Origin of the sequence: Roseococcus pinisoli (genome assembly GCF_018413645.1) — a bacterium.
Classification (GTDB): Bacteria; Pseudomonadota; Alphaproteobacteria; order Acetobacterales; family Acetobacteraceae; genus Roseococcus; species Roseococcus pinisoli.
Genome location: NZ_JAHCDA010000002.1, coordinates 955417 through 974850 on the forward strand (window position 1 = coordinate 955417; position 19434 = coordinate 974850).

A 19434-nucleotide genomic window follows, 5' to 3' on the forward strand; every position below is an offset into this window, starting at 1 on the left:
GCGGCATGAAGCCGCTCCATGATGCCGATGCCGTCCAGCGCCTGCGGGACCGTCTCGCCGCGGGCAATGCCGCCCAGCAGTCCCTCGTCGCGCGCCCCGATGCGGCGCCGCTGCTGGAGGTGATGGCGGCGCACAGCCCCTTCCTCGGGGATCTCTGCTGGTCCGAGGCGCCGAGTCTCGTCCGCCTGCTGGACCGCGGGCCGGAGGAGGCGATGCAATGCGCGCTCGACCCGCTGACCAAGGCCGATCCCGCCGCGACGCGCGATGCGGTGGCGAGCCTGCTTCGCCGGGCGAAGCGCCAGGGCGCGCTGGTGGTCGCCGCGGCCGACCTCTCGGGCGCCTGGACGCTGGACCGGGTGACGCAGGCGCTGAGCGAGCTGGCGGACCTGTCCATCGACTTCGCCTGCGCCCATCTGCTGCTCGACGCCGCGCGGCGCGGCCAGATCCGCCTGGCGCGCACCAAGGGTGAGCCCCGGCAGATCACGAAGGGCTCCGGCCTCATCGTGCTGGGCATGGGGAAACTCGGCGGTCGGGAGCTGAACTACTCCTCGGATGTTGATCTGCTGCTGCTTCATGATCCCGATTCGCCTTCTTATCACGAAGAGCACGGTGCGGCGCCTTATGTCCGTCTTGCCCGCGACCTGGTCCGCCTGATGGAGGAACGCACGGCGGAGGGCTACGTCTTCCGGACGGATCTTCGCCTGCGCCCCGACCCGGCGGCGACACCGCTCTGCGTGAGCGTTCCCATGGCGCTCTCCTATTATGAGAGCCTCGGTCAGAACTGGGAGCGGGCGGCCATGATCAAGGCCCGGCCCGTGGCGGGCGACCGCGCGGCCGGCGAGGCCTTCCTGCGCGAGCTGCGGCCCTTCGTCTGGCGCCGGCACCTCGACTTCGCGGCGGTCGCGGACATCCATTCGATCAAGCGCCAGATCAACCGCCACAAGGCCGATCACGGCGCGGGCGCGGAGATCGGCGTCGCCGGCCATGACGTGAAGCTGGGTGCCGGCGGCATCCGCGAGATCGAGTTCACCGTGCAGGTGCTGCAGCTCATCTGGGGTGGACGCGACCCGGCCCTGCGCGACCCGACCACGCTGGGCGCGCTGGCGGCCCTGGCCGCAGCGGGCAAGCTGGACCGCCGCGCCGCCGCCGACCTCGCGGACGCCTATGTCTTCCTGCGGACCACCGAGCACCGCATCCAGATGGTGGCCGACCGCCAGACCCATCGCCTGCCCGAAGCCCCGGAGGAACTGGCCCGCATCGCCAGCTTCATGGGCTATCCCAGCACGGAGGCCTTCGCCGAGGCGCTGACCGCCTATCAGCGCCGGGTGCAGGGGCATTATGCGAAGCTCTTCGAGGCGGCGCCGCAGCTGAGCTCCTCCGAAAGCTCCGGTAGCCTCGTCTTCACGGGCGTGGACGACGACCCGGAGACCATGGCCACCCTGCGGCAGATGGGCTTCCGCGACCCCGGCTCCGTCGCCGCCATGGTGCGCAGCTGGCATCACGGCCGCCCGCGCGCCATGCGCAGCGAGCGGGCGCGCGAGCTCATGACCGAGCTGATGCCGGCCCTGCTCGCCGCCTTCGCCCGGCAGCGGGAGCCGGATGCCGCGCTGGCCCGCTTCGATGTCCTGCTCCAGCGCATGGCCGCCGGCGTGCAGTGGCTGTCGCTGCTGCACCGGAACCCGCGGCTGCTCATCCGCCTTACGGGCCTGCTCGGTGCCGCGCCGCAGCTCGCCGACCATATCGCCCGCCGGCCCGAGGCGCTGGAGGGGCTGCTGGCCGGCAGCTACGCCGCGCCGGGCGAGAAGCCGCTGGCCGCCCTGCCCGCCCTGGTGCGCGAGGCGAGCCACCTGGAGGAGGCGCTGGACGCCACCCGCCGCCTCGTGGGCGAAAACCTCGTCGAGATCGACGCGGCGGAGCTGGAAGGCCGGCTGGACCCCGATTCCTCGGGCGAGGCGCGCAGCGCGGTGGCCGAAGCCGCCATCGCCGCCCTTCTCCCCGCCATGCAGTCCGACTTCGCCCGGCGCTTCGGCCAGGTCGCCGACGGCGGCCTTGCGGTGCTGGCGCTGGGCAAGCTCGGCGGGCGGGAAATGCTGCCGGGTTCGGACCTCGACCTCATCTTCATCTACAGCCACGACCCCGAGGTCGAGGCGAGCGAGGGCGGCCCCCGGTCGCTCGCGCCGTCCGAGTACTTCATCCGCCTGTCGCATCAGGTGGTGGCGGCGCTGACCACGCCCGGCCACCATGGCAGCGCCTTCGAGGTGGACATGCGGCTCCGCCCCTCGGGCAACAAGGGCCCGGTAGCGACGCGCCTCACCTCCTTCGAGCGCTATCACCTCGAGGAGGCCTGGACCTGGGAGCACATGGCCCTCACCCGGGCCCGCGTGGTCGCGGGGCCGCCGGCTCTGACCAAGCAGATCACCTCGGCGGTGGAGGCGGCCTTGGCCGCCCCGCGCGACCCGGCCAAGGTCCTGGCCGACGCCGTGGCCATGCGCACGCGGATGCTGAAGGACCTGCCGGCGGACGGGCCCTGGGACCTGAAGGCCATGCCCGGCGGCCTCGTGGAGGTGGAGTTCATCGCCCAGGCCATGACCGTCGCCCATGCCGCGCAGAATCCCCGGCTGCTGCGGCGCACGACCCGCCATGTGCTGGCCGAGCTCGGCAGCCAGGGGCTGATCGACGAGAGGGAAGCCGCGACGCTGATCCAGGCCGAGCGCCTCTGGCGCTCCCTGCTCGGCCTCATGCGCCTAACGGTGGGCAAGTGGCGCGAGCCGGGCCTGCCGGTCACCGTCGAGGAAGCGCTGCGCCGCGGCGCCGGGGCGCTGGTGCACCAGGAAGTCCCGGATCTCGCGGCCCTGCGCCAGCTGATGCAGGCCCATGCGGGGGCCGTGCGGGCGGCTTTCGAACGCCACCTGGGCAAGCTATCCGGCTGATCCGGTTTGATTTCGGAACGACTTGCCCTGGAATGGTGACAATTCCGCCCGGATCATGTCCCGACATGGAACTCCTATGAGGCCATGGAAATCGCATTGAGGACAACAAGATGCGTCGGATTCTGATAGCGGCCGCGCTCGGCCTGGGACTGATGACGGCCGGTGCAGAGGCCGCGCCCGTCATCGGCGCCGCGCCGGTCGTGGCCGGCGAGGGCATCACGACGGTGCAGTACCACCCGCATTACCGGCCGCACCACCACCGCCCGCACTACCGGCCGCCGCCGCCGCGGCCGCATTACGGCTACCGGCACCCGCCACCGCATTGGCGGCACCACCGCCACCCGCCGCGGCACTACGGCTATCGCCCGCCGCCGCGGCACTGGCGCTGACGCCATGACCCTAGCGCCGGCGGGCTACGCCGTCGGCGACCAGGTTGCAGCCCAATACGGTGAGCAGGATCGCGAGGCCGGGCCATAGCGCGGCCAGCGGCGCCTGGAAGATCAGCTCCTGCGCATTGGCCAGCATATTGCCCCAGGAGGGCGCGGGCGGCGCGATGCCCAGGCCGAGAAAGCTCAGCACGCTCTCCGCCAGCACCGCGCCACCCACGGCCAGCGCCGTCGCGATGGCGATCGGCGCCGCAAGCTGCGGCAGGACGTGGCGCAGCAGGATGCGCCCCTCGCCCACACCCATCGCCCGGGCTGCCCGCACGAAGTCCTGGGCGAGGACGGAAAGCGCCGTGGCGCGGACCAAGCGGGCCACGCCCACCCAGCCGAAGGCGGCCAGCAGCGCCGCGATGCGCAGGATATCGGCCGCAGCCTCGCCGCGCGGCAGGCCCACCACCGCCGGATCGAGCGCCGCCAGGATCACCAGCAGCGGCAGGGCCGGCAAGGCGAGCAGGCCGTCGGCAAGCCGCATCAGCGCCGCATCGATCCATCCGCCGCGCCACGCCGCGAGCAGGCCCACGACCGTGCCGATGAGCGTCGCCGCAAGGGCCGCCATCAGCCCCACGACCAGCGAGACCCGGGCCCCGTAGAGCAGCCGCAGCAGCAGGTCCCGCCCGAGATCGTCGGTGCCGAGCGGATGGGCGGCCGAAAGAGGTTCGAAGCGGTTGAAGAGATCCGGCAGGAAAGGATCGTGCCCCAGCCAATCCGCGGCCAGCGGTGCCGCGATCGCCGCCAGCCCCAGCGCCGCGAGAAGCAGAAGGCCGGCCCGCATGCCGCCGGTCATCGGCTGAGCCTCGGATCCAGCCAGCGCTGGGCGAGATCGGCGGCCAGGGTCGCCAGCATGGTCATGATCGCGACCACCAGCAGCGCCAGCAGCGCCAGGTTGAAGTCGTTGCCCATCACGGCGTCGTAGATCAGCTTCCCCATGCCCGGCCGCGCGAAGATGGTCTCGGTGATCAGCGCGCCGGAGACCAGCGCCCCCGCATCCAGCGCGGCGATGGTGAGCAGGGGCACGCCGGCATTCGGCAGCGCATGCCGCCACAGCAACCGGCCCTCGCCGGCCCCATGCGCGCGCGCCGTGCGGATGTGCGGTTCACCCATGGCGGCCGTCAGCGCGGAGGCGGCGTGGCGCGCGTAGCTCGCGAGATGGGCGAAGGCCAGCGTCGCGACGGGGAGGACGAGGAAGCTCAAACCGCCGTCGCCTCCCGCCGGCAGCCAGCCCAGCTGCACGGCGAAGAGGATGATGAGCAGCAGGCCCAGCCAGAAGGACGGCACCGCCTGCGCGAAGAGCGCCAGGCCCTGCACCGCCGGCGCCAGCCGGGGCTTCAGCGCCGCCAGCCCGCCCAGCCCCACGCCGACCGTGATGGCGATGGCCAGCGCCAGTCCCAGCAATTTCACCGAGCTCAGCAGCGCCGGGCCCAGCAGTTGCGCCACCGGCTGCGCGAAGAGCCGCGAATGGCCGAAATTGCCCTGCAGCACGGCCCCGGCCCAGGCGAGATAGCGGGCCATCAGCGGCTGATCGAGCCCGTGCAGCGCGCGCAACCGCGCCGCGTCCTCGGTGGTGAGGCGCGGGTCGCCCGCGATGGCCAGGTCGATCGGGTCTCCCGGCATCAGCGCGATCAGCAGGAAGGCGCAAAGCGATAGAATCGCCGCCGTCACCGCGATCTGCGCCAGGCGCGAGAGGATGAGGCGCGTCACGCCTCCGCCCGATGGCAGGCGGCCTCGACACGGTTGCCGTCGGGGTCGAGCAGGAAGGCGGCGTAGTATTGCTCGTGATAGTCGGGGCGCAGACCCGGTGGTCCATCGTCCCGACCGCCATGGGCGAGGCCCGCCGCGTGGAAGGCCCGCACGGCGGCGCGATCGGGCGCGCGGAAGCACCAGTGCCGGCGATCGGCCACCACCCCCGGGCGCACATAGATGGCGAGATAGGTGTGGCCATCGTCATCGGGCGTACTGCGAAGGCCGTAGCCGATGCCCTCCGCCGTCACCCAGACGCGCGGCACGCCGAGCGCCTGCATGATGGCGTCGTAGAAGCGCCGCGCCGGCTCCAGCGCATTCACCGTGATGGAGACGTGATCCAGCATCAGCGCACCCGCCACTGCTCCGCCCAGAGGCTGGAATAATTCAGGTGGCCGGTGGGCCGCACGCCCTCGAGCCAGGTCGGCCAGACATGGGCATCCTGGCGGAACCAGAGCGGGAGGGAGGGCAGTTCCTCGGCAAAGATCGCCTGCAGCCGGTGCCAGAGCAGGCGCCGCTTCTCGCGATCAAGCTCGATGGGCAGGGCCTCCAACAGCGCATCCATCTCCACGTTACGGAAGCCCGGATAATTCTGGCCGGACCAGTTCCGCGCCGCCGTCGGAATCTCCCCGGAATGGAGCGTCGTGCGCGGCACGTTCTCGGGCGAGGAGATCCAGGCGTAGAGGGCCGCCCCCTGGAAACGCCGGCGGGACATGGTCTCGCCGAAGAAGACGCGCGGCGGCTCGTTGCGGATGCGCGCTTCCACGCCGATCCGCCGCCACTGCGCCTGGATCACCTGCTGCGTCGCCTCGCGCGAGCGGTTGCCGGCGGTGGTCATGAGCTCGAAGGACAGGCGCTCACCGGCCGCATTGCGGCGGATGCCGTCGGGGCCCGGACGCCAGCCGGCCTCCTCGAGCAGCGCCGCCGCGCGCTGCGCGTCGTGCGGCCAGGCGCGGACCGACGGATCGCTCGGCCAGTCCAACGGGTTCACGCTGGAATTGGCCACGGTCTGCCGGCCCTCGAAGAGGCGCGCGACGATCTGCGCACGGTCGAGCGCCAGCAATAGCGCCTGCCGCACGCGCCGGTCGGCGAAGATCGGCATGTCGAGGTTCAGGTCCATGTGCTCGTAGCTGAGGCCCGGCCGGTACTCCACGCGAAAGCGCGTGCCGGTGCGCCGGGCCAGGGCCGTCGCCTGCTCCACGGGAAGGCCGAGCTCGCCCGCGATCATGTCCAGCTGACCGGCCAGGAGCTGGGCCTCCAGCGCCGGCGTGCTCTCCACCGCGCGGATCACGATGCGCCGGAAGGCGGGCGCCTCGCCGCTCCATTCGGGATTGCGCTCCAGCGTGATGGTCGAGCCCGTCTGCACCTCGGCGATGCGATAGGGGCCGTTCCAGAGGCCGCGCGTGGTGGGCTGGGTGTCGTAGAGCGTGCGCGAGCGATAGGCGCGCGGGTCCGCCCGCCAAAGCTCGCGCTCCAGATGCGCGGGCAGCGGCGCGAAGTCACCCAGGCTCGCGAATTCGAAGGTCACGCGGTCGAAGCGCAGCGTGAAGGTCCGCGCATCCTCGGCGATGAACTCATAGGCCGAGCGGTAGAACTCGGCCGGGCCAATGCCGGTGGCGGGCTCCCGGCCTGCCTCATAGGCAAAGCGGAGATCCTCGGTCGTGATGGGCGTGCCGTCGCCCCAGCGCAGCCCCTCGCGCAGGCGCCAGGTGACGCGCAGTCCCGGCTTGCCGTCGGGCGTGGTTTCCAGCCGGGCCTGGCCGTTCTCCAGCGTCGGCAGCGCCTCGCACAGCAGGCAGACGAGCTTCCAGTCGGCGTCGTAGGCGGTGACGGGGCGTCGGACGAAGCCCAGCACGTAGGATTTCGCCGCCATCGTGTCGATGTTCGGGTGCAGCGTGGACGGGTACTGCGTGATGCCGATGGCCAGCGTCTCGCGCGGCTGGGCCGCGGCGGGAAACGCCCAGATCAGGAAAAGAAGCACGAACCGGAAAGCCATCCAGGACTCCAAGCCAGGAAGCCCCATGGTGGCCCGGCGCGGGCGCCGGTAGCAACCGAGCTAGGCGCCGGGATCGATCAGGGCGAGGCCGAGCTCGGGCCGCTTCTTCCGCCGCAGGTGGCTCGGCGCCTCGATCACCGTGACTTCCAGCGTGGGGCGGACGATCGCTTCCATCAGGTGACCGCCGCGCGTGGTGCCGTCGCGCAACCCCAGGACGACATGGGCGTGCAGGCTGGGCTTGCCCTCGTCGTCGATCGCGATGTCGCCGATCAGGCTCAGCACCTCGACCTGCTCCGTGATGGGAATCTTCACGTAGTCCTGGGTGGCGAGGTCGAACCAGGCGACCGTCGTCCGCTCGAAGGCGCCGAGCGCCGTCAGCGACGCGGCGCCGATCTTCTCGGCCTTCGCGAAGTCCGTGATGGCGGAAAAGGCTTCCTCGCCCGGCGCGAGAACAAGAAGGAAGGTCTTCTGGCCCGCGGCCTCGGCGATCATCTTCGATTTCATGTCGGCTCCGTCGCGTGATGAACAGGATCAACGCGCGACGGAGCCGGAAGTTCTTCCCGGCCTTCCGGCCTCGACTTCGCTCAGCCGGTCTTGAGCTTGTAGGCCAGGGCCTCTTCCGGGGTGCCGACGCCGCCATGCGCGCGGCTCCAGGCCATCGGATCCTCGAGGAACTTGCGCACGCCGGTCAGCGAGGCCTCGGGGAAGTAGCTCTTCTCGCGGCAGACCTCGAGGACGTCCCACCAGGTGGCGAGGTGATGCAGGGAGAGGTCCATCGCCTTCATCTGCTCGAAGCTGCCGGGGAAGACGCCGTAGTAGAAGACGACGAAGGTGTGCGAGCACTTCGCGCCCGCCTCGCGCAGCGACTGCGCGAACCGGATCTTGCTGCCGCCGTCGGTGGTGAGGTCCTCGACGAGGAGCGTCTCCTTGCCCACGGGCACGTCGCCCTCGATCAGCGCATTGCGGCCGAAGCCCTTGGGCTTCTTGCGCACATAGGCCATCGGCAGGTTCATGCGATCCGCGATCCAGGACGCGAAGGGAATGCCCGCCGTCTCGCCGCCGGCGATGCTCTCGATCGTCTCGAAGCCCACGGCGCGGTTGATCTTCTCGACACCCAGATCGCTGATCCGGGTGCGGGCGCGCGGATAGGAGATGATCTTGCGGCAGTCGATATAGACGGGGCTCTTCCAGCCGGAAGTCAGGGTATAGGGTTCATCAGGGCGGAAATTGACCGCCTTGATCTCCAGGAGGATGCGCGCCGTGGTCAGGGCGGCGTCCTGATCCCAATCCGAGGCGTGATGGCCACTCATTCTGCTTCTGCTGCTCCGGCTCAAACGCCGTTTCCTAACGTCCGGCGGCTTTTCCGTCCATGAGGGTTTGGCCATGAGGCTGTCGCTGTGAGGGTCTGGGTCCTGGAAGATCCGCGGGCCGGCACGGCGGCCCAGGCGCTGGGCATCGCTGAACGGCTGGGCGAGCCCTTCCGGCGCATCCCGCTGCGCTTCGGCCCCTGGGCGAAGGTGCCCTGGCCCTGGCCCAGCCTCGCCGGGCAGGCCGATCGGGGGGAGTTCGTCCCGCCCTGGCCGGAGCTGGTGATCTCGGCCGGCCGCCGCGCCGCGCCTGTCGCCCGATGGCTGCGCGCGCGCGGGGCACGCACCGTCCATGCCATGCGGCCGGGCCTCGGCGCCCGGGATTTCGACCTGCTGGTCATCGGCGCGCATGACGCGCCCCGGCCGGCGCCCAACCTCCTGGTCATTCAGGGGGCGGCGCACCGGCTGACGCCCGAGGCGCTCGCCGCCGCGCCGGCGGGCTTCCCGGAGCTGGCCGCCCTGCCCTCGCCCCGGGTGGCGCTGGTGCTGGGCGGGCCCGTCCGGGCGGAAAACATGACGCCCGAGGCCGCGGCCGCGATCGCCCGGCAGGCGGCCGGCCTCGGCGCCAGCGTGATGGCCACGACCTCGCGCCGGACGGGCGTAACCGCGGCCGAGGCGGTGGCGAAAAGCCTTACCGAGACGCCCCATCACCTCCATCGCTGGGGCGGCACTCGCGCCAACCCCTATCTGGCGATGCTCGCCCTGGCCGACCGCCTCGTGGTCACGGGCGATTCCATCTCCATGCTGTCCGAGGCCCTGATGACGACGGCCCCTCTCCTGATCGCCGATCCCGGTGGCCTCGGCCCCCGGCACCGCGCCATGGCCGACAGCCTGATCGAGGCCGGCCTGGCCGCGCGGCTGGGCGAGCCGCTGCCCCCGCCCCGCGCGGCGCTGGACGAGACGGGACGCGTGGTGGCGGAAATCAGCGCGCGCGGCCTGCTCCGATGAGGCCTCCGCGCCCCGACCGGGCGCCGGCCAAGCCGGTTCCCGACTGGGTGCTCTGGCGGGAGCGCAACGGGAAGCTCTCGCCGCTGCGGATCGCGGCGCTGGCGATCCTGGTGCTGCCCCTGTTCTTCATCCTCGCCGACTGGTGGCAGTCCAATCTCGGCGCCGAGCCGCTCAATGCCGTGATGCACGAGACCGGGCGCTGGTCGATCCGCTTCCTGATCGCGAGCCTCGCCATCACGCCGGCGGGCCGCATCCTGGCCTGGCCACGGCTCTACCAGATCCGCCGCATGGTCGGGCTGGGCGCGCTGGCCTGGGTGCTGCTGCACCTGACGCTCTATCTCGCCGACCAGAACTGGGTGGTGACGACCGCCCTCTTCGAGATCGTGAAACGCTTCTATCTCACCATCGGCTTCGTCGCGGTCCTCGGCCTCTGCGCGCTCGGCTGGACCTCGACCGACGGCTGGATGCGCAGCCTCGGCCGCCGCTGGAAGAAGCTGCACCGGCTGATCTTCCCGATCATCGTGCTGGCCATGCTGCATGCCTTCATCCAGGCGAAGTCCGACGTCAGCCAGGAGAGCCTGCTCACCGGCATCCTGCTCTGGCTGCTGCTGTGGCGGCTGATCCCGGCGCGCCTGCAGTCCAACCTGCTGGCACTGGCGGCGCTCACCCTCCTCGCCTTCCTTGCGACGGTCGCGACGGAATACGCCTGGTACGCGCTGGCCACGAACCTTCCCGCCTCGCGCGTTGCGGCCGCCAATTTCGACCTGACTTTCGGCCCGAGACCGGCCGCCTGGGCCGCGATCGGGATGGCGTGCTTCGTCCTGCTAACCGCCGCCCGGCAACTTGTCCAAAGGCTGCGCCGGGCGTAACTCGGATGCCATCTGAGGATGGGACGCATCATGGCACGAACGCACCGCATCGCCGTCATTCCGGGCGATGGAATCGGCAAGGAAACCACCCCCGAGGGCCTGCGCGTCCTCGACGCCGCCGCCCGGCGCTTCGGCTTCGATCTCAAGCTGACCCATTACGACTGGTCCTGCGAGACCTACACCAAGACCGGCCGGATGATGCCCGAGGACGGCCTTGACCAGCTGAAAGACAGCGACAGCGTCTTCCTCGGCGCCGTGGGCTGGCCCGGCGTGCCGGACCACACCTCGCTCTGGGGCCTGCTGATCCCCATCCGCCGCGGCTTCGACCAGTATGTCTCGCTGCGCCCCTGCAAGCTGCTGCCGGGCGTCTCCACCCCGCTCGCCAACCGCACCCCCGCCGAGATCGACTTCTACGTCGTCCGCGAGAACACCGAGGGCGAGTATTCCTCCATCGGCGGCACGATGTTCCCGGGCACGGACCGCGAATTCGTCTCGCAGCAGAGCGTGCTGACGCGCACCGGCACCGACCGCATCATCAAGTACGCCTTCGAGTTGGCCATGAAGCGCCCGCGCAAGAAGGTGACCAGCGCCACCAAGTCCAATGGCATCACCTTCACCATGCCCTATTGGGATGACCGCTTCGCCGAGATGGCGAAGAACTATCCCGAGGTGAAGACCGACCAGTTCCACATCGACATCCTCTGCGCGCATTTCGTGCAGCATCCCGACTGGTTCGACGTGGTGGTGGGCTCCAACCTGTTCGGCGACATCCTCTCCGACCTGGGCCCGGCCGTGGCCGGCTCCATCGGCGTGGCGGCGAGTGCGAACATCAACCCGGAGAAGGAATTCCCCTCGATGTTCGAGCCGGTGCACGGCTCGGCGCCCGACATCGCGGGCCGCTTCGTCGCCAACCCGATCGGCCAGATCTGGTCGGGCGCGATGATGCTGGACCATCTCGGCGAGGCCGAGGCGGCCAAGGCCATCACCACGGCCATCGAGAAGCTTCTGGCCGAAGGCGGCCCGCGCACGCGTGACCTCGGCGGCCAGGCCGGCACGCTCGACGTGGGCAAGGCCATCGCGGAAGCCGTCGCCGCGTCCTGATACGACGCCCCGGGAAGCGTGCCGCGCCTCGGCCCGGCACGCTTCCCGGGCCTCGAAACGCCGCGTGATCGCGCGGCGCCGCCGGTGATCAAAACGCCTCTTCTGGCGCCGCGATCCCGACCCTATATTATACGGATGCGGGGTGGTGATGCAGCGGCCACACACCCCTTCCCTTTCCGCCGCACAGCCTGACGCACACTTGAACGACCGTTCAGATGTGGCTATTGTGACGTGACATTGCGAATGATTCGCAATTGGAGTGAGAATGATGGGTCGAGACTTCAGCCATATCGCCCGCCGCTGCGAGCGGGCCGTCGTCACCGCCTATCGCGAGCTGCGCGATGTGGGCACGCCGGACCTGTCCGCCTTCCAGGCCTGCACGACGCTGTATCGCGTCCACCATCCGGAATCCTCCGTGGCCGAAGCGCGCCGCCTGGTCGCCGAATGGGTGGACCATCACATCATGCGCGAGAGCCTGGCGCCGACCCCCGGCTGCGAGTGCGACTGATCGCCTCGCGCGGCGCCCTCGCCCCGCATTTCTCCAGACAGGACTGAATGTGTCGCCGGCGGCCTCCGCCGGCGATTTCGTATGTGACGGCCGGGGCGCTCAGCTGATCGCCAGGCCGGCCAGCCGCACCGGCAGTTCCGCCAGCCTCTCCGCTTCCGCATTGGCGAAGGCGAGCCGCAAGTGCCGCTCCTGCCCCGGCCCGAAGAACGAGCCCGGCAGGCAGAGCAGCCCCTTCTCGACAGCCAGGATCTCCGCCGCCCGCTCCGCCTCCGGCGCGCCGTCGGGCAGCCGCACATAGGCGAAGTAGCTGCCCATCGCATCGATGGAGCCGTCATCGAGAGCGGCCCGGCAGGCAGCCGCGCGCTCGGCCATGATCGCGCGATTGCCGGCGCGCCAGTCGCGAAGCGCCTCGACCGCCCAGGCCACGGCCTGCTGGCCGGCCCGCGCCGGGCAGATCTGCAACGAGTCGATCGCCTTGGCGAGCTGCCGCTGGAAAGCCTCGCCCGCGATGACGGCGCCCAGGCGGTGGCCCGGTACGCAATAGGCCTTCGAGAAGCTGTAGAGATGCACGAGCCCGTCCCGCCAGGCCGGGTCGCTGAACAGGGCATGGGGCGGGCTTTCCGCCTCGGTCAGGAAGTCGCGATAGGTCTCGTCCAGGATGAGCCAGATGCCCCGCCTGCGCGCCAGCTCCGCAAAGGCGCGGATCACCTCGGCAGAATAGACGGCGCCCGTGGGATTGTTCGGCGTCACCAGCAGGATGGCGCGCGTCCGCCCGTCGATCAGCGCGGCGGCACGCGCGGGATCCGGCACGAAGCCTTCCTCCGCGCGGCAGGGCAGCGGCCGTGCCTCGATGCCCGCCATGTTCAGCGTCATCTGGTGGTTGAAGTACCAGGGCGTGGGAACGAGCATGTTGTCGCCCGGCGCGGCGACGACCTTCGCGGCCATGGCGAAGGCCAGGTTGCAGCCGGCCGTGATGGCGACCTCGCCCGCCGAGATATCGCCCCCGTAGAACCGCACCGCATCGCCGGCCAGCGCCTCGCGCAGCACCGGGTCGCCGGCGATGGGGCCATAGCCGGCCGCGTCGCGCGATCCCGCTGCCTCGGCCAGGCGCGACAGCAGCTCGGGATGCGGCGGATAGCCCGGCACGGCCTGCGTCAGGTCCAGCGCCGGCCCGTTCCTGCCGTGGTAGCGCGCAGCCCAGGCACGCACGGTCGGAATGGCGGGGTCGGGCGTGTCGAGGATGGTGGGCGCGAAGGACGGCATGGCCAGCAAACTGGCACCGCGCGCCGTGCCGTGGAAGCCGGCGGGCGCCCCCGCTTTCAGGGATCCTCGATCAGCGTCCGGCCCGTCACATGGCGCCAGTGGTGCCACAGCAGCCGCGCCGCCAGCGACCGCTGGGGCGACCAGGCGCGCGCGAGCTCGGCCAGCGCCTTGGGCTTGGGACGAGCCTCCAGCTCGAGCAGGTGCTGCGCGGAATTGGCGAGGGCAATGTCGCCCGAGGGGAAGATGTCCGTCCTTCCCTCCGCAAAGACGAGATGCACCTCGGAGGTCCAGGGGCCGAGCCCCTTCACCGCGCTCATCATCGCCACGGCCTCGGCATCCGGCAGCGTCGGCAGGTGCTCGAAGTCCAGCCGGCCGTCGAGGCAGGCCGCGGCCAGGGAACGCGCATGCGCGGCCTTGGGGCGGGACAGCCCGGCCGTGCCGCACAGCGCGGCATCGTCCAGTGCGAGCAGCCCTTCCGGCGTCAGCGCGCCGGGCAGCGCGGAGAGACGCCGCCAGATGGCGCCCGCCGCCTGGTTGCTGATCTGCTGGCCGCAGATGGTCCGCAGGATGCCGGCGAAACCGCGCGGCCGGGTGCGCCAGGGCAAGGGGCCCGCGCGTTCCTCGATAGCAGCGAAGCGGGGCTCGGCCGCGAAGAGGACCTCGCGGTCAGAAAGCGGTGCGGAGGCGGAGGGAGAAGATGGAGACGGGGCCACGATCGGCATTGTAGGCCGGGTTCACCACCAGCTGATAGCCGAGTGCCGCGTTCACGCCGGGCGCGAGCCGCGCATCGTAATAGGCCTCGCCGATCCACTCCGGCCGGTAGTTCAGCCGGCCGTCGCCGGTGATGAAGCCGATGCCGCCCGCCTCCAGGTAGCGCCGGCGGCCGGCGCTGATCCAGCCGACATTCCCGCCGAGGCCGACCGTGTCGCCCGGCCGGTTCCAGCGCTGCCCGGTCAGCACGCCGCCCACGGCGATGGCGCGGTCCATCTCGGTGAACATCCAGTTCTGCGTCTGGCCGTCATTCCAGGACAGGCGGCCGAAGACGCCGAAATCCTCGGTGATCTGCTGGTCGGCGGAAATCGTGAGGTTGTTCTTGAAGCGATAGGCGCGCGGGTTCTGCTCGAAGGTCGAGGGATCGGTGGGGTCGATCTCGTTCCAGCGCGATTGCCGGGCGCGGGAGGCGCCGTAGATGACGCGCACGGCGCCCTCGCGCTCGCCAATACGCCAGAAGCGCTCGACCGAGGCCAGCGCCTGGAAGCCGCGGGTCACCGAAGGATCGAGGAAGAGGCCGTTGGCCCGGCGCGCCACCTGGAAGGCGCCGCCACGCACCGCCCAATGGCCGTTCTCCCACTCGACGGCGATGCCGTTGGTGAAGCCGCGCGCATCGGCCGCGTAGTCGAAGCCGCCGCCGCCGACGAGCGCCCAGTTCATGAACTGCGTGCGCGCATCATGCGCGTAGCGGTTGTCGTCGAAGATGTCCCAGACCGCGAACTTGCCGACGGTGATGGTGATGCGCTCGCGCGGCATGGGCGCGCTGAAGCGCAGCGGATCGTCATCGGTGTCGACCGTGTCGCCCGACAGGCCGATCGTCTGCCGGAAGAAGGCGCGGGGCACGAAGAAATTGGGCTCCGTGGTTCCCAGGCGGAAAGCCTCCCCGTTCGGGAAGGCCGCGACGCCCGTGGAGTTCGACAGGCCGAAGCCGCGGGTCACGGAGGGGTTCACGATGAACTCCGCACCCTCCCACAGCCGCCGCCCGACGATCAGGTCGGTCGAGAGCGTGTTGCGCGCCTGGGCGGCCGGCGTGAGGCTGCCCGCGGCGCGATAGGGCGAGCGGAAGCCCGCCTGGCCCTGCAGGATGAAGGTCGCCTGGCCGCGGATCATCCAGCCCTGCTCCTCCAGCCGGTCCTGCATCGCGGCCAGCGAGGGGAAGAGCGCTTCCTCGGGATGCCCGATATTGGGCGTGCCTGCGGAGTTGAAGCGTCCGGTCTGCGCCGCGGCGAGGCCGGGCAGGAGCAACAGGGCGAGGACCAGGGACAAGCGCATGTCGCGCCCGCTAGACCGCCCTAGCCGGAACAGCAAGCGCGACTCAATTCTGTCATGTTGCAGGTCACTTATGAGTAATGTTCGGGCGCCGGGGGTTTGACGCATTGCCCGCCTGCGATGAAGGTGCGGCCTCCATCCGGAGGACATCCAAATGACCCAGCGCCCCTATACCCAGGCAGATCTCGACGCCCTGTGCGAATGGGACACGCCCACCATCTGCAACGCGCTCGAGGTCGTCGTGCCGGCGCGCCGCGGCTACGGCTTCACGGTCCGCACCTTCGACTGCGCGCATCCCGGCCTGAAGCCGATCTGCGGCCCGGCGCGCGTCGGCACGATCCGCGCGGCCCATCCGCATGGCCGCACGCCCGAGGCCGACCGCGCCGCGCGCATCGGCTGGTACGAGTACGTCGCCAACACCGACATGCCGACCGTCGTCGTCCTGCAGGACCTCGATGACGTTCCCGGCACCGGCGCCTTCTGGGGCGAGGTGAACACGGCGGTGCACAAGGGCCTGAAGTCCCTCGGCTGCGTCACCAACGGTTCGATTCGCGACCTCGACATGGTGGCGCCGGGCTTCCAGCTCCTCGGCATCATCAACCCGAGCCATGCCTTCGTGCATGTCGTCGACTGGGGCCGCCCCGTCACCGTTCATGGCATGGCCGTGAACCACGACGAGGTCGTGCACGCGGATCGTCACGGCGCTGTCGTGATCCCCGCCGAGGCCGTGAAGGCGATTCCCGCCGCGATCGACCTGCTGACCCGCAAGGAAGCCGTGATCCTCGAGATGACGAAGCGCCCGGACTTCGACATCGCGAAGCTGCGCGAGGCCCTGGCCAAGTCGTCCGAGATCCATTGAGGCATGCCCCCCGTCGAGAACGGCCCGTCCCCTCGAATCGACGGGGGGTGGTTTCACTGGGATCAGCCGCTGACCTCCGTTCGCCCCGAATGGGTGGACAGCTACAAGCACATGAACATGGGCAACTACCTGGTTGCCTATGACCTGCAGACGGATCGCCTCTGGCCGCATATCGGCCTGGGGTCTCCGCTGCGGGAACTGGGCCTCGGCACCTTCGCGGCCGAGGCCTGGCTCGACTATCAGCGCGAGATGCTGGAAGGCATGCCCATCGGCGGGTCGAGCATGGTGCTCGCCTTCGACGAGAAGCGCCTGCTGTGCCGGCACCGCATGTTCCACTTCACCGAAGGCTGGACCTCGTCCGAGCACGAGGTGCTCTACCTCTGCGTCGACCTGACCAAGCGGAAGGTCGCGACCTGGCCCGAGGCCGTGCTCGCCGCCTTCGCACGCGCGGCCACCGGCGAGGCGCCCAAGCGGCTGGCACTCAAGCGCCGCTGATCCCCGACGCGGCGCGCCCTTCGCTCGAACGGGCCGCGCCGCGATCGGAGCGGCCTCAGGTGTTGGGCGGCCGCCGGACGGATCGGCGCGCGTCGGCGTCAGGTCGCGGAGGCGAATCCCTTGCCTTCCCGGCGATAGGCCTCGCGCGGCGGGGCGAAGATGTCGAGGACCCGGCAGCCCTCGGGGCCCGCGCGCATCGTGTGCTCGATGCCGCCAGGGGTGCGCCAGAAGTCGCCCTTCTTCACCGAAATTTCCTCGCCGCCCTGGATCCGCACGGCGCTGCCTTCGAGCAGCATGCCCCACTGCTCCTCCGGATGGCTGTGCATGGTGCCCGCGCCGTTGGGCGCGATGGTGACGACGGAGAGCATCGCGTGCTCGCCGGGGAAGATGCGCGTCGTCACGCCGGGGGCGAGCTCCCGCGCCAGCCCCTGGCCCTCATCGTCGATGTGGTGGAATTCCTGCGCCTGGCTCATTGGTCGATCCTCCTGTTTCAGGAAATCTAGCCGCGCTTCATTCCCTCGCCCATAGGATGGCCGCGCGCGCGAGCGCGGCGATGGTGTCGATGACCGGAAAATCGAGCGTCGGCCCCGCCGCGATGCCGAGCGGAATCTCCGTGCAGCCCAGAACCACCGCCTTCGCACCTCGCGCGCGCAGGCCCTGCGCGACCTCGGCGAGCGGCGCATAGGCCTCGGCGATGCGATTGGCCTTCACGAGGCCCACGCACGGCATGACGAGGCGTTCCTGCGTCTCCGCATCCGGGGTGAGGCATTCAATCCCGAGACGGTCCTGATAAAGACGCATGGCCAGCGTCCCCGTCGTGCCCATCAGGCCGATGGGCCCTTCCGTCACGCCCTGCCGCCGCAGCTCGGCCGCCGCGGCGTCCACAATGTGCAGGATGGGAAGGTCGGTCGCCGCGCGCATGCCCTCGTACCAGCCGTGCGCGGTGTTGCAGGGGATCACGATGGCGCCGCAGCCCGCGGCCTCCAGCCCGCGGATGCCGCGGACCAGCGCGGGCAGCGGATCCTCGCCACCACTCACGCGCGCCGCGGTACGATCCGGCACGCGCGGGTCGGACCAGAGGATCGTCGGGATGTGATCCTGGTCCCGCTCGGCGGGCGTGAGCAGCGTCAGCTGCCGCATGAACTCGGCGGAGGCGAGCGGTCCCATGCCGCCCAGGACACCCAGCATCTTCATCGGAACAGCCCCTCATAGACCAGCTCCACGCCCGTCACGGCCAGGAGCACGTAGATGATGCGATAGAAAACCCGGTCGCTCATGCGGCCCTGCAGCCAGACGCCCAACCGAATGCCGATCGGCGCCAGCGGCAGCAGCACGAGGCTCGTCAGCACATTCTGCAGGGAAAGCGCGCCGAGGAAGAAGTAGGGCACGAGCTTGAGGTAGTTCACCGTCGCGAAGAGCGCCACGGTCGTGGCCGTGAGCCGCGCGCGGTCCAGCTTCAGCGGATAGAGATAGACGGCGGCAGGCGGCCCACCGGCATGGGCGATGAAGCTCGTGAAGCCGGCGCAGGCGCCCCAGAACCGCCCCTTGATCTTCGAGGCCACCGCGGCCGGCACGACACGGTTGCCGCGCTCCAGCCACAGGCTGCGCGCCAGGAAGACCAGCGTGATGGTGCCGATGAAGATCTTCACCACGGCATCCGAAAGCGCGCCGAAGACCAGCGTGCCCAGCCCGATCCCGATCACCGCGCCCGGCAGCAGGATGCGCAGCTGCTCGCGGTCCCACTTGCCCCACCAGGCGCGGAGTGCCGCGATATCCATGGCGCAGAGCACCGGCAGCGCGATGCCCGCGGCCTGCGAGGCCGGCATCACCAGCGACATCATGGGAACGCCCGTATTGCCCGCGCCCGAGGCGAAGCCGCCCTTGCTGATGCCCGTGATGAGAAAGGCCGGGATGGCCAGCGCGTAGAACCAGGGATCGGTGATGAGCAAGCGGCCTCGCGGGGATGACAGTGGGGCGTTGCGAAGCTATGGCAATGGAGGCGGAACGACCACTGCCGGGAACGTCTGAAAGGCCTGTTTTCTATGGATGATCTGGTGTGGCTCGGCCTGTTGGCCGCGGCGATGGGCGCCACTGGCCTGTTCTCCGGCCTGCTGGCGGGACTCTTCGGCGTCGGCGGCGGCATCGTGATCGTGCCGGTTCTCTTCTACGTCCTGCCGCTTTTCGACGTGCCGACCGCCACGCAGATGAAGGTCGCGGTCGCGACCTCGCTGGCCACCATCATCCCGACCTCGATCGTCTCCGCCCGCAAGCATTGGGCGAAAGGCGCGATCGACATGCCGCTGCTGAAGAGCCTCACGCCGTCGATGTTCGTGGGCGTGATCGTCGGCACCTATCTCGCGGCGGTGCTCAAGGGCCCGGGCATGACCTTCGTCTTCGCCTGCGTCGCGCTGCTGGTGGCGGCCAATATGGGCCTGACCAGCGTGGCCTTCCGGCTTCGGGACAGCATGCCCTTCGGCTGGGCGCGGCAGGTGATCGGCTCGGGCATTGGCGCGATCAGCGCCATCATGGGTATCGGCGGCGGTACGGTTGGCGTGCCGGTGCTGACCATGTTCGGCACGCCCATCCGTTCCGCCGTCGCGACGGCCTCCACCTTTGGCATCGTGATCTCGATCCCGGCCACCATCGGCCTGATCCTGGCCGGGCTCGGCGCGGAGGGGCGTCCCCCCTTCTCCCTCGGCTGGGTAAACCTGGTGGGCTTCGCGCTGATCGTGCCCGGCTCCATCATCGCGACGCCCTGGGGCGTCTCGCTGGCCCATAGCATCCGGCCGGAGTTGCTGAAGAAGGCCTTCGCCATCTTCCTCGCCTTCACGAGCGTGCGGATGTTCTACTCGCTGCTGTGATCCTGGCCGCGTAGCCC

Annotated in this window: 21 protein-coding genes; 9 read left to right on the forward strand and 12 right to left on the reverse strand. The window is 70.3% G+C overall.

Annotated features, from left to right (window positions below; translation table 11 throughout):
- Positions 1–5: 5 nt before the first annotated feature.
- Positions 6–2930 (forward strand): bifunctional [glutamine synthetase] adenylyltransferase/[glutamine synthetase]-adenylyl-L-tyrosine phosphorylase, encoded by a 2925-nt coding sequence (locus tag KHU32_RS13230; protein ID WP_213670550.1) that lies wholly within the window; start codon positions 6–8, stop codon positions 2928–2930.
- Positions 2931–3040: 110 nt separating this feature from the next.
- Positions 3041–3319: a hypothetical protein gene (locus KHU32_RS13235; RefSeq protein ID WP_213670551.1), complete on the forward strand. Its 279-nt coding sequence runs from the start codon at positions 3041–3043 to the stop codon at positions 3317–3319.
- A 10-nt stretch (positions 3320–3329) separates the two neighbouring features.
- On the opposite strand, the gene KHU32_RS13240 is transcribed toward KHU32_RS13235, so the two are convergent.
- The 6 genes from KHU32_RS13240 to KHU32_RS13265 form a co-directional block, all read right to left on the reverse strand.
- Positions 3330–4145 (reverse strand): ABC transporter permease, encoded by an 816-nt coding sequence (locus KHU32_RS13240; protein ID WP_249681022.1) that lies wholly within the window; start codon positions 4143–4145, stop codon positions 3330–3332.
- Between the two features lie 8 nt (positions 4146–4153).
- Entirely contained in the window at positions 4154–5071 is a 918-nt protein-coding gene (locus KHU32_RS13245) for an ABC transporter permease (RefSeq protein ID WP_347265552.1), read from the reverse strand.
- Complete coding sequence (locus KHU32_RS13250) at positions 5068–5457, reverse strand: VOC family protein (RefSeq protein ID WP_213670553.1); 390 nt, start codon at positions 5455–5457, stop codon at positions 5068–5070. The genes KHU32_RS13245 and KHU32_RS13250 overlap by 4 nt, the downstream gene beginning before the upstream one ends.
- Positions 5457–7106, reverse strand: coding sequence for a peptide ABC transporter substrate-binding protein (locus tag KHU32_RS13255; protein ID WP_213670554.1), 1650 nt, complete (start codon positions 7104–7106; stop codon positions 5457–5459). Before KHU32_RS13255 ends, KHU32_RS13250 begins: the two co-directional genes overlap by 1 nt.
- A gap of 60 nt (positions 7107–7166) precedes the next feature.
- On the reverse strand, positions 7167–7610 hold the full coding sequence (locus tag KHU32_RS13260; protein WP_213670555.1) for a PPC domain-containing DNA-binding protein: 444 nt from the start codon (positions 7608–7610) through the stop codon (positions 7167–7169).
- A gap of 80 nt (positions 7611–7690) precedes the next feature.
- The gene (locus KHU32_RS13265; RefSeq protein ID WP_213670556.1) at positions 7691–8416 is read right to left on the reverse strand and encodes an orotate phosphoribosyltransferase; all 726 of its coding nucleotides are present in this window, start codon (positions 8414–8416) and stop codon (positions 7691–7693) included.
- 87 nt (positions 8417–8503) lie between these two features.
- Between KHU32_RS13265 and KHU32_RS13270 the strand changes: the two genes are divergently transcribed.
- From KHU32_RS13270 to KHU32_RS13285, 4 genes are all read left to right on the forward strand, one after another.
- Positions 8504–9421 (forward strand): mitochondrial fission ELM1 family protein, encoded by a 918-nt coding sequence (locus KHU32_RS13270; protein WP_213670557.1) that lies wholly within the window; start codon positions 8504–8506, stop codon positions 9419–9421.
- Entirely contained in the window at positions 9418–10290 is an 873-nt protein-coding gene (locus KHU32_RS13275) for a protein-methionine-sulfoxide reductase heme-binding subunit MsrQ (RefSeq protein WP_213670558.1), read from the forward strand. Before KHU32_RS13270 ends, KHU32_RS13275 begins: the two co-directional genes overlap by 4 nt.
- Positions 10291–10320: 30 nt before the next feature.
- The gene (locus tag KHU32_RS13280) at positions 10321–11391 is read left to right on the forward strand and encodes a tartrate dehydrogenase (protein WP_213670559.1); all 1071 of its coding nucleotides are present in this window, start codon (positions 10321–10323) and stop codon (positions 11389–11391) included.
- Between the two features lie 268 nt (positions 11392–11659).
- The gene (locus KHU32_RS13285) at positions 11660–11899 is read left to right on the forward strand and encodes a hypothetical protein (RefSeq protein ID WP_213670914.1); all 240 of its coding nucleotides are present in this window, start codon (positions 11660–11662) and stop codon (positions 11897–11899) included.
- Positions 11900–11998: 99 nt separating this feature from the next.
- On the opposite strand, the gene KHU32_RS13290 is transcribed toward KHU32_RS13285, so the two are convergent.
- The 3 genes from KHU32_RS13290 to KHU32_RS13300 all read right to left on the reverse strand — a co-directional run bounded on the left by KHU32_RS13290 (position 11999) and on the right by KHU32_RS13300 (position 15205).
- Complete coding sequence (locus KHU32_RS13290; protein WP_213670560.1) at positions 11999–13162, reverse strand: aminotransferase; 1164 nt, start codon at positions 13160–13162, stop codon at positions 11999–12001.
- A gap of 56 nt (positions 13163–13218) precedes the next feature.
- A complete protein-coding gene (locus tag KHU32_RS13295; protein WP_213670561.1) occupies positions 13219–13767 on the reverse strand; it encodes a DNA-3-methyladenine glycosylase family protein in 549 nt (182 codons plus the stop codon).
- Positions 13768–13828: 61 nt separating this feature from the next.
- Positions 13829–15205 (reverse strand): carbohydrate porin, encoded by a 1377-nt coding sequence (locus KHU32_RS13300; protein WP_213670562.1) that lies wholly within the window; start codon positions 15203–15205, stop codon positions 13829–13831.
- A gap of 151 nt (positions 15206–15356) precedes the next feature.
- On the opposite strand from KHU32_RS13300, the gene KHU32_RS13305 reads away from it, so the two are divergent.
- Complete coding sequence (locus KHU32_RS13305) at positions 15357–16061, forward strand: RraA family protein (RefSeq protein ID WP_213670563.1); 705 nt, start codon at positions 15357–15359, stop codon at positions 16059–16061.
- Between the two features lie 3 nt (positions 16062–16064).
- Positions 16065–16556, forward strand: coding sequence for a thioesterase family protein (locus tag KHU32_RS13310; RefSeq protein ID WP_213670564.1), 492 nt, complete (start codon positions 16065–16067; stop codon positions 16554–16556).
- A 98-nt stretch (positions 16557–16654) separates the two neighbouring features.
- Here the strand turns inward: KHU32_RS13310 and KHU32_RS13315 are convergent, their stop codons facing one another.
- The 3 genes from KHU32_RS13315 to KHU32_RS13325 are packed head-to-tail and all read right to left on the reverse strand — an operon-like array spanning position 16655 to position 18505.
- Positions 16655–17029, reverse strand: coding sequence for a cupin domain-containing protein (locus tag KHU32_RS13315; RefSeq protein WP_213670565.1), 375 nt, complete (start codon positions 17027–17029; stop codon positions 16655–16657).
- Between the two features lie 37 nt (positions 17030–17066).
- A complete protein-coding gene (gene cuyB / locus KHU32_RS13320; RefSeq protein WP_213670566.1) occupies positions 17067–17750 on the reverse strand; it encodes a cysteate racemase in 684 nt (227 codons plus the stop codon).
- Entirely contained in the window at positions 17747–18505 is a 759-nt protein-coding gene (locus KHU32_RS13325) for a sulfite exporter TauE/SafE family protein (protein ID WP_213670567.1), read from the reverse strand. The genes cuyB and KHU32_RS13325 overlap by 4 nt, the downstream gene beginning before the upstream one ends.
- A 93-nt stretch (positions 18506–18598) precedes the next feature.
- Here KHU32_RS13325 and KHU32_RS13330 point away from each other — a divergent pair, with 93 nt between their 5' ends.
- Positions 18599–19417: a sulfite exporter TauE/SafE family protein gene (locus KHU32_RS13330; protein WP_213670568.1), complete on the forward strand. Its 819-nt coding sequence runs from the start codon at positions 18599–18601 to the stop codon at positions 19415–19417.
- Positions 19418–19434: the final 17 nt, after the last annotated feature.

Excerpts from the sequence above, each read along its gene's own strand:
- KHU32_RS13230 (WP_213670550.1), top strand. The coding sequence starts at position 6 with ATGAAGCCGCTCCATGATGCCGATGCCGTCCAGCGCCTGCGGGACCGT.
- KHU32_RS13235 (WP_213670551.1), top strand. The coding sequence starts at position 3,041 with ATGCGTCGGATTCTGATAGCGGCCGCGCTCGGCCTGGGACTGATGACG.
- KHU32_RS13240 (WP_249681022.1), bottom strand. The coding sequence starts at position 4,145 with ATGCGGGCCGGCCTTCTGCTTCTCGCGGCGCTGGGGCTGGCGGCGATC.
- KHU32_RS13250 (WP_213670553.1), bottom strand. The coding sequence starts at position 5,457 with ATGCTGGATCACGTCTCCATCACGGTGAATGCGCTGGAGCCGGCGCGG.
- KHU32_RS13255 (WP_213670554.1), bottom strand. The coding sequence starts at position 7,106 with ATGGCTTTCCGGTTCGTGCTTCTTTTCCTGATCTGGGCGTTTCCCGCC.
- KHU32_RS13260 (WP_213670555.1), bottom strand. The coding sequence starts at position 7,610 with ATGAAATCGAAGATGATCGCCGAGGCCGCGGGCCAGAAGACCTTCCTT.
- KHU32_RS13265 (WP_213670556.1), bottom strand. The coding sequence starts at position 8,416 with ATGAGTGGCCATCACGCCTCGGATTGGGATCAGGACGCCGCCCTGACC.
- KHU32_RS13275 (WP_213670558.1), top strand. The coding sequence starts at position 9,418 with ATGAGGCCTCCGCGCCCCGACCGGGCGCCGGCCAAGCCGGTTCCCGAC.
- KHU32_RS13280 (WP_213670559.1), top strand. The coding sequence starts at position 10,321 with ATGGCACGAACGCACCGCATCGCCGTCATTCCGGGCGATGGAATCGGC.
- KHU32_RS13285 (WP_213670914.1), top strand. The coding sequence starts at position 11,660 with ATGGGTCGAGACTTCAGCCATATCGCCCGCCGCTGCGAGCGGGCCGTC.
- KHU32_RS13290 (WP_213670560.1), bottom strand. The coding sequence starts at position 13,162 with ATGCCGTCCTTCGCGCCCACCATCCTCGACACGCCCGACCCCGCCATT.
- KHU32_RS13300 (WP_213670562.1), bottom strand. The coding sequence starts at position 15,205 with ATGCGCTTGTCCCTGGTCCTCGCCCTGTTGCTCCTGCCCGGCCTCGCC.
- KHU32_RS13305 (WP_213670563.1), top strand. The coding sequence starts at position 15,357 with ATGACCCAGCGCCCCTATACCCAGGCAGATCTCGACGCCCTGTGCGAA.
- KHU32_RS13310 (WP_213670564.1), top strand. The coding sequence starts at position 16,065 with ATGCCCCCCGTCGAGAACGGCCCGTCCCCTCGAATCGACGGGGGGTGG.
- KHU32_RS13315 (WP_213670565.1), bottom strand. The coding sequence starts at position 17,029 with ATGAGCCAGGCGCAGGAATTCCACCACATCGACGATGAGGGCCAGGGG.
- cuyB (WP_213670566.1), bottom strand. The coding sequence starts at position 17,750 with ATGAAGATGCTGGGTGTCCTGGGCGGCATGGGACCGCTCGCCTCCGCC.
- KHU32_RS13330 (WP_213670568.1), top strand. The coding sequence starts at position 18,599 with ATGGATGATCTGGTGTGGCTCGGCCTGTTGGCCGCGGCGATGGGCGCC.